The sequence below is a fragment of the Bartonella sp. AP9QHHD genome (assembly GCF_042195625.1).
Classification (GTDB): domain Bacteria; phylum Pseudomonadota; class Alphaproteobacteria; order Rhizobiales; family Rhizobiaceae; genus Bartonella.
The window spans coordinates 98,767-110,698 of the sequence record NZ_JBHIOP010000031.1; the positions used below are offsets into that span (position 1 = coordinate 98,767).

The 11,932-nt window shown below is 37.6% G+C and carries 11 protein-coding genes and 3 pseudogenes; 4 read left to right on the forward strand and 10 right to left on the reverse strand.

Translation table 11 applies throughout. From position 1 onward, the window contains the following. Positions 1 to 738 precede the first annotated feature (738 nt). Both ACFIK4_RS02270 and ACFIK4_RS02275 read left to right on the forward strand, forming a co-directional pair. Complete coding sequence (locus ACFIK4_RS02270; protein WP_375674815.1) at positions 739 to 972, forward strand: hypothetical protein; 234 nt, start codon at positions 739 to 741, stop codon at positions 970 to 972. Next, the gene (locus ACFIK4_RS02275; RefSeq protein ID WP_375674817.1) at positions 932 to 2,020 is read left to right on the forward strand and encodes a hypothetical protein; all 1,089 of its coding nucleotides are present in this window, start codon (positions 932 to 934) and stop codon (positions 2,018 to 2,020) included. The genes ACFIK4_RS02270 and ACFIK4_RS02275 overlap by 41 nt, the downstream gene beginning before the upstream one ends. A 494-nt stretch (positions 2,021 to 2,514) precedes the next feature. Here the strand turns inward: ACFIK4_RS02275 and ACFIK4_RS02280 are convergent. From ACFIK4_RS02280 to ACFIK4_RS02325, 10 genes and pseudogenes are all read right to left on the reverse strand, one after another. Further along, positions 2,515 to 3,193, reverse strand: a pseudogene (locus ACFIK4_RS02280) (inositol monophosphatase family protein); the annotation flags it as partial. A 6-nt stretch (positions 3,194 to 3,199) separates the two neighbouring features. After that, positions 3,200 to 3,991: an inositol monophosphatase family protein gene (locus ACFIK4_RS02285; RefSeq protein WP_375638271.1), complete on the reverse strand. Its 792-nt coding sequence runs from the start codon at positions 3,989 to 3,991 to the stop codon at positions 3,200 to 3,202. A gap of 11 nt (positions 3,992 to 4,002) precedes the next feature. Further along, positions 4,003 to 4,578, reverse strand: a complete 576-nt coding sequence (gene efp / locus ACFIK4_RS02290) for an elongation factor P (protein WP_015856958.1) — start codon at positions 4,576 to 4,578, stop codon at positions 4,003 to 4,005. A gap of 430 nt (positions 4,579 to 5,008) precedes the next feature. Further along, a pseudogene (locus ACFIK4_RS02295) lies at positions 5,009 to 5,427 on the reverse strand (helix-turn-helix domain-containing protein). Positions 5,428 to 5,742: 315 nt separating this feature from the next. Next, positions 5,743 to 6,141, reverse strand: a complete 399-nt coding sequence (locus ACFIK4_RS02300; protein WP_375674819.1) for a hypothetical protein — start codon at positions 6,139 to 6,141, stop codon at positions 5,743 to 5,745. 583 nt (positions 6,142 to 6,724) lie between these two features. Next, complete coding sequence (locus ACFIK4_RS02305) at positions 6,725 to 7,093, reverse strand: helix-turn-helix domain-containing protein (protein WP_375638272.1); 369 nt, start codon at positions 7,091 to 7,093, stop codon at positions 6,725 to 6,727. A 375-nt stretch (positions 7,094 to 7,468) separates the two neighbouring features. Next, positions 7,469 to 7,834, reverse strand: a complete 366-nt coding sequence (locus ACFIK4_RS02310; RefSeq protein ID WP_375674822.1) for a helix-turn-helix domain-containing protein — start codon at positions 7,832 to 7,834, stop codon at positions 7,469 to 7,471. 606 nt (positions 7,835 to 8,440) lie between these two features. Continuing rightward, complete coding sequence (locus ACFIK4_RS02315; RefSeq protein ID WP_375674824.1) at positions 8,441 to 9,484, reverse strand: tetratricopeptide repeat protein; 1,044 nt, start codon at positions 9,482 to 9,484, stop codon at positions 8,441 to 8,443. Between the two features lie 344 nt (positions 9,485 to 9,828). Then, complete coding sequence (locus ACFIK4_RS02320) at positions 9,829 to 10,194, reverse strand: helix-turn-helix domain-containing protein (RefSeq protein WP_375674826.1); 366 nt, start codon at positions 10,192 to 10,194, stop codon at positions 9,829 to 9,831. Between the two features lie 368 nt (positions 10,195 to 10,562). Beyond that, a pseudogene (locus ACFIK4_RS02325) lies at positions 10,563 to 10,964 on the reverse strand (helix-turn-helix domain-containing protein). A 490-nt stretch (positions 10,965 to 11,454) separates the two neighbouring features. Between ACFIK4_RS02325 and ACFIK4_RS02330 the strand changes: the two are divergent. Further along, entirely contained in the window at positions 11,455 to 11,619 is a 165-nt protein-coding gene (locus tag ACFIK4_RS02330; protein ID WP_375674860.1) for an antitoxin, read from the forward strand. After that, positions 11,619 to 11,906 carry a type II toxin-antitoxin system RelE/ParE family toxin gene (locus tag ACFIK4_RS02335; RefSeq protein ID WP_375674828.1) on the forward strand — a complete coding sequence of 96 codons (288 nt, stop codon included), beginning with the start codon at positions 11,619 to 11,621 and terminating at the stop codon, positions 11,904 to 11,906. Before ACFIK4_RS02330 ends, ACFIK4_RS02335 begins: the two co-directional genes overlap by 1 nt. The last annotated feature ends 26 nt before the right edge of the window (positions 11,907 to 11,932 follow it).

Genomic DNA, 11,932 nt, shown 5'->3' on the forward strand with positions numbered 1-11,932 from the left:
CTGTTCTTTTTTTGCCTGAGATGAAGTATTTTTATAAAGACACTTCTGTGTATAGAATGTAAAACGATGCCACGTTAATCTCTATGAATAATTAAGGGGAGAGTTCTCTTCATAACAGCACTGTCACGTTGATTTATAATGATAACTCATTGTTTTTCATGAAAGATCATGAAAAACATAGGATTTTCTCATGCCAAATGTAGTTATATTAAATCAATCAAAACCATGTCTCTTGTATGTGGCAAGCAGAGAGAGCTCGCGTGAATAAAACACTTTAGAAAGAATAAGTCCTCTTTATGAATCGTCTCAAGTTTCAAGGGCTATCACAACGGGGGGCGCTGGCATAAGAGTATGATGGTGCTGGGCTACTTAAAGAAGAACTGCTAAATAGGCAGAGGCGCTTTTTATTGATGTTATAAAACAGTGCGAACAAAGCACGCAGTTTGTTTTGCTGTTTGGTTGAGTTAAGGTTTTTATTACTTTGAAAATCAATATTTCATGGATCATGCATTTTGAGGGCTTATAAGGCTTTTCTTTAAAGTACATAAATCATTAAAACAGCATTATTAAATACAAATTGTTTTATTTTACCAATAAAAACATCTATATTTTGTGTATTGTTTTTATTAAAATAGAATATGTAGTGATTTTCAAATCAGATATACACATAATGATGCAATATCGAGAAGTCGATAAAAGAGCTGCGTTAAATGTTGGTGAGGATAGAAGAAAGCAAGAATGAGTGATCACGATACTTTCATAGTTATAGTAGGAATAGTTATAATAGGGAGCATAATCTATAGTCTTTGGTTAGCAAATTATCAGAAAAAGCAATTAAGTGAACAACTTGAGCAATATGAGAAATTACTGCAGCTAAAAGATCGAGAGTGCGCGATATACCACGATATTATTGCACAATGGGAACAAAGGCTTGTTAAAAAAAACTCAAAAAATATCGCCAAAATGGATTAAACAATGGGATGAAGAAGCAAAGCATTGGGAAAGAGATTTACTGGAGATAAAAAATCCTGAACATTGGCTATCTTCTGAATCGAGCGGACAATGGCCTTTGATGGTAAAAGATATTTGTATGCAAGGATATGGAGAAGCGTGGTTTTTGTATGAAAAGGCGCTGACAAAAGAACTGACTGATGAACATATCAAAAAAATAAATGAATTAATGATGCGTCCAATTTTTAAAGAAACTTATCCTAAAGTTGTGCGATTCATGAGACAGAATGGTGTCACATTACGAAAGTTTGTGGACCCTTTGACGAAAAAAAAGCGCTATAAGCCTACAATGCTGTTGTTTCATTGGTGGTTATATATGATTGATGATATGATTACGGCTGAATATGAACAGCAACTACAAGACAAGGCTTCAGGATACTATGAAGAGTTAAAGTCTTTGGAAATTTATTATGAAGATATACCTAAATATACAGAATATGAAACGCTAGAAGAGATACTGTCTTGTTGGTATCTTAGTCTGCCTAGAGATGCTGAATTACTATGCATTTGTAAAAGAGAGCTTCTAGCATTATTGTATGATATTTCCAGTGCTTATAAAGCGGCAAGAAAAACTTTTATTTACTATAAGCAGCTTATTGATACGGTAAAAGAAGGATATATGGCCTTTGATAAGGATTGTCGTTACTCCACGGTTAGAAATGACATTGATGTTTGTAGAGAGAAAGATAAAGAAAAGAAAAAGGGGTTGCGTATTGCTAAAGAGACTCCAACATATGAAAAAGCCTATAAATTAGGAGTCATAGAATGGATGAAGTGGTCAAGTAAGAAATGTGATAATCAATGGATCTTTTGGAAAATGCTTGTCAAAATAGGAAATTCAAAAGAAAAATTAAAAATCATTTTTGGTGATGAAAAGGTAAATGCACTGGAAGAGGCTATCAAAAAAGATCAAGAACAGTTCGTGAGCGAATTTCAAGAAGCAATTCTCGAGAACAAAAATGTGCATTTTTATAAATCCCATGCCTATTTGATACATACTTTAGAATAATGCTGAAAAGAAGGAGAAGCTGATAACAATTGTATGAATTAATATATTAATGGAAATTGGCATAATTGCGTATTTTTGTGAAAAGAGAATAGAGGTATATGCCGCAGCTCTTACCAAAAAGGAGAGAGTGGGCTCTTCTAGAGTCAAGTTTTTGCGCGCAGTGTAAGAGTGATCTCTCAAGAGAAGTAGGAGAGGTTTTTGCCTCAGGTTCGATAATTGCTTTTTGGGGCGTTTGTTATGATGGGATTTGTTTTTATTGCCTTTTTCAGTTTGTTTGCAGGGGAATTTGAATAACAGAAACGTCAATAAGGTAAGCTATTGGGGATTGCTTTTGTGGGGGGTATAGCAAGTACATTTTTTGTTCGTGGTGATGTTTTTTGTCACTATCTAATCAGTTATTTCCTATCGTTTTCTGTAAAGAAAATTAAAAACTCTTTCTTCATGTGTTTGTTTAAGGTTCTAAGGGTTTTGTAAAAAACTGTAAGAATTAAATGCTTTTTTGAAGTTTTTTTTATAGTTTGATGCGAATGTGTTCATTTCCGGCAATGATATTTTTTTTGCGAAATATATCGCTGCTGCCTTCTTTATCAGTGACAAAAACACCGGTTTTGCGAAGCATCAGTATGCTGGTAGTTTTATCAAAAATGTGCAGGTTATCTCCCCAAAAACCATCGGTTTTTTCTGCGGCGACATAAGATAAACTCAAGAGCAGCGCCAAAACGGCGCAATCCAGTAACTTCCATCATTATATTGCGTAATTCAATAAGATAGGTTCCATGATTTGGGCGACCAAAATGAGGCATTCCCGTGGCAATGACACAATCTTCCAGTCTGCGTCGAGCAGAAACGCGACAGCGTCGGTTATTGAAAAAAGCACCATACCCGCGTTCTGCGGTGAAGAGTTCATCACTCACGGGATTGTAAATGACACCACCAACGATTTTTCCTTGGCTTTCTAAGGCAATGGAAACAGCAAAAAAAGGAATGCCATGGAGAAAATTTGTGGTGCCATCTCAAAGGGTCAACAATAAAACGGTGTTGTGAATCTTCTCCAATGATTTCTTCTGACACTTCCATCAGAAAACCAAATTTGGGGCGCGCTTTGCTTAATTCATTTAAAATAATTTTTTCCGCTTTGCGATCTGCTTGGCTGAGGTAATCTGCTGGATTTTTTTAGGCTTAAATGCCTTTTTTGAGGGTTTTTTCTAATTTTAGGCGAATGTGTTCATTGCCGGCAATGATATTTTTTTTGCGAAATATATTGTTGCCGCCTTCTTTATCGGTGACAAAACCACCGGCTTCACGAACCATCAATATTCCAGCAGCCATATCCCAAATTTGCAGGTTATCTTCCCAAAAGCCATCGGTTCTTCCAGCAGCCACATAAGCTAAATCAAGAGCAGCAGCACCAAAACGGCGAAGTCCGGCAACCTCTGCCATCACATTACGTAATTCAATAAGGTAGGTTCCATGATTTGGGCGACCAAAATGAGGCATTCCTGTGGCAATGACACAATCTTCTAGTCTGCGTCGAGCAGAAACGCGACAGCGGCGGTCATTGAAAAAAGCACCACACCCGCGTTCTGCGGTGAAGAGTTCATCATTCACGGGATTGTAAATGACACCACCAACGATTGTCCCTTGGCTTTCTAAGGCAATGGAAACAGCAAAAAAAGGAATGCCATGGAGAAAATTTGTAGTACCATCTAAAGGGTCAACAATAAAACGGTGTTGTGAATCTTCTCCAATGATTTCTTCAGACTCTTCCATCAGAAAACCAAATTTGGGGCGCGCCTTGCTTAGTTCATTGAAAATAATTTTTTCCGCTTTGCGATCTGCTTGGCTGACATAATCTGCTGGTCCTTTCAAAGACACTTGCAAATTTTGCACTTCACCGTAATCACGTACCAACGAGCGTCCTGCTTTCATTGCAGCTTGCACCATGACATTCATGACTGCAGAATGGGCCATTTTTTATTCCTTTATTTATCTTTTTCATTTGCGCGACGCAAATAAATCAACTCATTGGTGTCTACAATGATACGTTCACCAGCATTCATAAAGGGGGGAACAAGAATACGAATCCCGTTTTCAAGAATGGCGGGTTTATAAGAGGAGGTAACCGTTTGTCCTTTGATGGCAGGATCGGCTTCCGCAATTGTGACAGCAACTTGATCAGGAAGTGAGATGCCAATAGGCTTTTCTTGATAAAGTTCAACTGTGACAGTCATCCCATCTTGGAGAAACGCAGCACGTTCACCAACAAAATCCTTTTGAAGTTCAAGTTGTTCATAAGATTCTGAATCCATAAAGACCAAAGCATCCCCTTGTTGATAAAGAAATGTGAAATCCTTTTGTTCAAGGCGCACGCGTTCAACTGTCTCAGCAGCACGAAAGCGTTCATTAAGTTTTGTACCATCAATCAAATTTTTCATTTCAACTTGGTTAAATGCACCACCTTTTCCTGGTTTTACAGCGTTACATTTAACAGCAACCCATAAGCTTCCTTGATGTTCGATCACATTACCAGGGCGAATTTCATTGCCATTAATTTTCATCGTTTCTATCCAATTCTATTCTTGCAAAAAGAACTCTCTTGTTGTTTTTATGGCGCTTTTCTTTGCTGCCTTTAACAGTCAAGCTCTTTTGTTATTTTCGGGCTAAAATCCCTTTGATTAACCTTGCGGCTCTCTCATGGTCCTGTGTGCTCTTTATGGGCTTTCTCCTGCTTTTTGCAAAGAGAAAAGCTTAAGTAAAAAAGGACCTTTATGTATTTTTGCTTTTCAGTTCTTTGCAAGACCATAAAAAGCGCTCAGACGCAAGCTTTTTAAAAATTTGCACAAAAATTTTTTAGAATTTTTGGGGAAATTTATCCCGTTGTGTCGTAAAATATCATCATTGATGGCAATAATATAATTGATGGTAATGATATAAGTTCCCTAAAACCATGAGGTGTTTTTAATTAAGAATATGTGAATACGGAGTTTATTATGAGTGTCTCATGGGATAGAGCGTGGTGTGTGTTATCGCGGGGTGTTCGTTTGTATTCTTATCAGAGATCAGCTGTAAAAAGGCTTTTTTATCGAGGTTAGAACTCTAAATCTTTTGAGCAGCAGGTATTTTTCTGTACTTGATGCGATTTCATCATGAGAGTACGGGGGCTGTTGTTTTGTTAAGATATCAGCATAGAAAAAGACAAGTGGAGCATTTAGGATATCAGAAATTTCTTTTAAACGCCCTATGCTGACACGATTTAAGCCGTTTTCATATTTCTGGATTTGTTGGAAAGTGGCACCTAAATGTTGACCTAATGTTTTTTGAGACATTTTAAGCATTTTTCGTCTCAAACGAATTTTTTTGCCAATGAATTTGCCATTGAAAATGTCGTTATAAGGATTTTTACCAATACCCTAGAAAATGCTACACAGGATATAGAAAGCTATTCAGCCGCTTCAATCACAGATAAGCCAAGTTTTGCATTTATATCTTCGCGTAATAATTTGCTAGGGTATGGGGCATTTTCATTATTTTTAGTATTTTTCTTTCCTTAAATCTTAAAGCTATAACTTACACTATTTTGTATTGTTACAATCTATAATAAAATTTATCCACTCTGGCTAAAAATGAGGTTTTTTATTGAGGTGCAAATCTCTTTGCCTTTCGCAAGAGCTTTTAAGTCTTTACGTGTAAAATATAGAGAATGTTTACATTAAATAGCGGGTTCATTTGGGCTGAGTACTTATATGAGCACGTAGTTCTCCGTTCACACTATACTGAAAAAGAGACACTATAGTGCTACTATTTAATTTTATTCTATACCTCAAATTCACACCCATGTTTTGTTGCTTTTGAGGTTGATCTGTATAGATCACATTATATCCATTCCGTCGCAACAGATTGATAAATAAAGGAGTAAAGTTGTCTGCTGTATTATTTTTCTTTATAAGAAATGTGGTTGTAGCTGGTGGTAGAGGTCTCTTGATATAGCTAATAAATTTGTTAGCAACTAATTGTGCCTGACGCTTTGTAAGACTTTGATCAACATAATTTGATGAATAATTGCCTACAGATGCGCAACTAGCCACCAACACAACCGGTGACAGCAATAAATATTTTAACATCTTTAATTCCCCTTACTTATTGTTGCTCTTTATTTGCGAAGCTCCTCTTCCAGAAATAAGAGCAACTTTACGCATAGCTACTTAACAACATATTGGTATCTAATCAATCGGTTAATTAATCGATGAATAATGGTTTCAGCTGTAAAGGCTGCTTGAAGTGCTTCTGGTGGCGTATATTTTAATAAACAGCTGCTTTTAGTGATTATGATAAAAAAGCAATTTTTTGCGTTTGCATGTTAAGATCATATCCTCGATCACTATTATAAAATGATGCGTTAGGTGCTGTTCCAGATCGACCAAAAAAATTTTCAAGCATTGCTTTTTAAGGGCTATCTTTTTTTAAATACGTATGAATGTTTATTCTGTTTTTTTTAATACTATCGTTTGAGGTGTGGTGTTTGTAAGGCATCAAATTTTGTACATGTGATGTTTTTATGAGAGTGTGTGGTGAATATTTGAGGGAGAGCTTGTCGGGATAATTTTGTGAAATGAACCACATAAAATGGGAAGCTAAAAGAGTTCTGTCCTTTGAGGGGTGGGAGGCAAGTCAAGAATAGAGAGTGTAGCGCCCTATATTATGATGTTAAAAGCTTTCATTTTGATCAGAGAGTAATTGTAAAATGGCTCTTTGTTTTATCGAGGTTAGAACTCTAAATCTTTTTAAAAGTAGGTATTCCTCTGTACTTGATGCGATTTCATCATGAGAGTACGGGGGCTGTTGTTTTGTTAAGATATCTGCATAGAAAAAGACAAGTGGAACATTTAAGATATCGGCAATTTCTTTTAAACGCCCTGCGCTGACACGATTTAAGCCGTTTTCATATTTCTGGATTTGTTGGAAAGTAACACCTAAATGTTGACCTAATGTTTTTTGAGACATTTTTAGCATTTTTCGTCTCAAACGAATCTTTTTGCCAATGAAAATGTCGTTATCAAGATTTTTGGCTCGCATTTTAAAGCCCCCGCCGGTTGCGAGCGCCCTCGCGTTGGTATTCCGGGAGCTTGAAAATACTGAGTTCTAGTCAGCCTTTTTGCTTTTAGTGCTGAAAGCACTTGGACATAGCAAAATCTCCCGGAATCCCGGGATACCCGCAAAGTGGGTTCATCTTTACGCTAGAACTTAGGGTTTTCAAGGCCCCTTTTGGTCGTTGCGTATGCGACCAAAACATCTTTTAATTTATAAAGTAATTTCAGGAAATTTACAATAAAAATTAAAATAGCGTCTCTTAACGTGTCGTTTCTTAAAATGGAGGGGTGGCATGTTTTGCATTTAAGCAATAAAGTGTTCACAAGGGGGGCTTTGAATAGCGTACGCTATCGCGTGATGTTAGCTTGCATTCTCATCAGAGATCAGCTGTAAAAAGGCTTTCTGTTTTATCGAGGTTAGAACTCTAAATCTTTTGAGCAGCAGGTATTCTTCTGTACTTGATGCGATTTCATCATGAGAGTACGGGGGCTGTTGTTTTGCTGAGGTGTCCGCATAGAAAAAGACAAGTGGAACATTTAAGATATCGGCAATTTTTTTTAAACGCCCTGCGCTGACACGATTTAAGCCGTTTTCATATTTCTGGATTTGTTGGAAAGTAACACCTAAATGTTGACCTAATGTTTTTTGAGACATTTTTAGCATTTTTCGTCTCAAACGAATTTTTTTGCCAATGAAAATGTCGTTATCAAGATTTTTGGCTCGCATTTTAAAGCCCCCTCCGAGTGCGAGCGCCCTCGCATTGGTATTCCGGGAGTTAAAAACACTGAGTCCGAATCAGCATTTTGCTTTTAGTGCTTAAAGCACCTGGACATAGCAAAATCTCCCGGAATTCCGGGATACCCACAGAGTGGGTTCATTTTTATGTATCGGACCTTAGGGTTTTTAATCCCCGTTGATCGTTGCGTATACGATCAAAAATACCTTTAAATATGTAAAGTAATTTCGGAGGCTTGGCAATAAAAAATAGTTTTTTTATAAGAGACGGCGTGTTTTTCGTCCAAGCAAAAAGAATGAAAAAATAGAGCTTGCGGAATTTTCGGGATAGTCTAGCTCTTTTGCTTATTGGATATTGTTTGTTAAGCAAATGATACCAGTGCGTTTTCTTTACCAATGAAAATGTCGTTATCAAGATTTTTGGCTCGCATTTTAAAGCCCCCGCCGGTTGCGAGCGCCCTCGCGTTGGTATTCCGGGAGTCTAAAAACACTGACCTCGAATCAGCCTTTTTGCTTTTAGTGCTTAAAGCACCTGGACAGAGCAAAATCTCCCGGAATTTCTATAAATTTTATCTTTTTGAAGCAGAGAGGAGTATTTTAAAAAACAGGAAGGAGCTTTATTGCTTCTTTGTGCGCTTTTTCTAGTTGTGCCTTATCCATGCCTTGGAGCATTATTTCAAGATCAGGAGCTTGCATTTTTGCCTCCTTTGCAAGCATATACCATGCCGCTGCCATTATTGTATCGCCTTTTGTTCCTGTGCCATCTCGATAAAGCCTTGCAAGGGAAATCTGTGCTGGTGCAATCATGTTGACGGCATTTCTGTGAAGTAAATGAAAAGCACGCTGAAAATCTGTTTCTCCTCCACGCCCTTGTACAAGCCATTGTGCTAAATGAAGTTGAGCTTTTAAGTGGTTGTTTTGAGCTGCTACTTCCATGAGCTTGCGGGCATTGTGATCATCTTTTGGTCGTTTTAATGTGCCTAAGGAAAGAATTTTTGCAGCAGAAAAAGCCGCTTCAGCATCGCCAAGAGCAGCACCTTTTAAGTACCATTTTAAGGCTTGCTCTATTGCTTCATTTTCACGACTTTGGGAAGAAACACCGGGGAGAGCTTGTTTTTCCTGTGAGGCTTTATAAAGAAGCAGTTGTCCATAATAAAAATAGGCTTCCTTGACGCCTGCTTTGACAGCTTTTTGAATGAATTGCGCACCAAGTTCTTGATTTTGTTTTATAAAGTGACCATCAAACAACATAAGTCCATAGCGTAGTTGTGCTTGGGGTTCCCCCTGTTTTGCGGCGCGTTCAAACCATAAAGCAGCACGCGCACCGTCAATAGGAACAGCACATCCTTCCATATAAATTCGGGCAAGAAGAGTTTGTGCAAAAGGATCATTTTTTTCAGCACGTCGGAGTGCTTCACGAAAAGCTTTTAAATAATAACCTTGGATGTAATAGTCATAGGCTTGGTCATAGTCTCCAGCTTTTAAGGGCTGAAAAGGTTCTTGAGTGTTTGAAGCTTCTTGAATCGTATTGAAAGAGCTTTCAGAATTTGAGATTTCTTCAGTGTTTCCCGCTGAACTTACAGCAGAACTTGCAAGCCCAATCACGCCTAAGATAAGCAGCTTCACACTTCTCTTGATCATGGTGTTTTCTCCTCATTACCGATCAGAATTTTCACATTTTTTTTTCATCATTACAAGCCGTATAAGAATTTCATTTCTATATTACTTTTTATCTCTCAGTTTTTCGTCTTGGTTCAAGGTAGGGTTGGGTAAGTTAAAAAAGTAGCATAAATGTCGACGAGAGACAGACTGTTTAAAACAGTTCTGTTAAAAGTAATAATGATGAAGGGTTATCGTATGTAAAGATGCTTATCTTCTATTATATCAAGGGCTTCTCCTCTTAAAATGAAAAAATGCTTACAATGGAGGTTGCTTTTTAAAATACGTATGAATGCTTATGAATAGCGCACGCTATCCGTGTGATGTTAGCTTGCATTCTCATCAGAGATTAGCTGTAAAAAGGCTTTCTTTTTTACCGTTGTTAGAACTCTAAATCTTTTGAGCAGCAGGTATTCCTCTGTGCTTGATGCGATTTCATCATGGTGGTATGGGGACTGCTGTTTTGTAATGATATCCGCATAAAAAAAGGAAAGTGGAACATTCAAGATATCAGAAATTTCTTTTAATCGCCCTGCGCTGACACGATTTAAGCCGTTTTCATATTTCTGGATTTGTTGGAAAGTAACACCTAAATGTTGACCCAATGTTTTTTGAGACATTTTTAGCATTTTTCGTCTCAAACGAATTTTTTTGCCAATAAAAAGATCAATATTAAGATTTTGAGATTGCATTTTTCCCCGCCGGTTGCGAGCGCCCTCGCATGAGTATTCCGGGAGTTAAAAGCACTGAACTCAAATCAGCATTTTGCTTTTAGTGCTGAGAAGCACTTGGACATAGCAAAATCTCCCGGAATTCCGGGATACCCACAGGAGTGGGTAAATTCATGTTTGAGTTTTTCAGGCTTTTAATCCCTATTGGTCGTTGCGTATGCGACCAAAACATCTTTTAATTCATAAAGTAATTTCAAAAAATTTACAATAAAAATTAAAATAGTGTCTCTTAACGTGTCGTTTTTTAAAATGGAGGGGTGGTATGTTTTGCATTCAAGCAATAAAGTGTTACAAAGGGGACTTTGAATAGTGCACGCTATCGCGTTATATTAGCTTGCATTCTCTTCAGAGATCAGTTGTAAAAAGGCTTTCTTTTTTACCGTTGTGAGAGTTCTAAATCTTTTGAGCAGCAGATATTCCTCTGTGCTTGATGCGATTTCATCATGGTGGTATGCGGGCTGTTGTTTTGTAATGATATCGGCATAAAAAAAGGCAATGGGAACATTCAAAATATCAGAAATTTCCATTAAACGCCCTGCGCTGACACGATTTAAGCCGTTTTCATATTTCTGGATTGTTGGAAAGTGACACCTAAGTGCTGACCTAATGTTTTTTGAGACATCTTCAACATTTTTCGTCTCAAACGAATTTTTTTGCCAATGAAAATGTCGTTATCAAGATCTTTGGTTTGCATTTTAAAGCCCCCCCGCCGGTCGCGAGCGCCCTCGCATGAGTATTCCGGGAGCTTGAAAGTACTGAAATCTAATCAGCTTTTTTTGCTTTTAGTGCTTAAAGCACCTGGACATAGCAAAAACTCCCGGAATTCCGGGATACCCACAAAGTGGGGTAAATTCATGTTTAGATTTTCGGGCTTTCAAGACCCTCTTGGTCGTTGCGTATGCGACCAAAACATCTTTTAATTCATAAAGTAATTTCAGGAAATTTACAATAAAAATAGTTTTTTACTTACAAAATTTGTTTTTTAATGAGAGGCTATCTGCCTCTTAAACCTCTCTGGAATGATTACCAAAATCATGACAACAGCCCCCGTGTTTTTTGAGAGGGTTAAAAAGCCTTAAGTTTTAAGATCAAAAGAACTTTGGACGCTTAAAAGTTAAACATTTTCAATTCGCTAGTATTGACAACATAGCCAAGAGTAATTATCTTCAATATTCAGGAATAGAAAGGACATATGTTATAAAGATCACCCTTTCTCTGCTAATTTCAGAGTTCGAAACCGTTGAACAGGAAAGCAGTTACACTGCATGGCTGCGCGATAAGGTAGCGAGCAGTCTTGCAAATCCATATCCTCCTATTCCGCATGATGAGGTTATGGCTGAAATGGAAGTTATAATCAGTCAGCTTGAAGCTGAACAGGAAAAGTGATGCTTCCGGTTGTTTGGTTGTCTTCGGCGCGCGACGATTTGCGTCAGATTTTAACTTATATTGCTCGCGAAAATCCATCTGCTGCGCGCCGAATGAAAAGGTTTTTGGAAGCATCCGTACTGCCATTGGCTGAACATCTATATTTATACAGACAGAGTGAGAAGGTATTAGGATTACGAGAAATTGTAGCGCATCCAAATTACCTTATATTGTATCAAGTAGCTGCACATCAAATCGAAATTGTAGCTGTAGTACATGCCCGACGTGAATTTCCTATTTTTCTTTAATCTAATCAGAGGCTATCTGCCTCTTA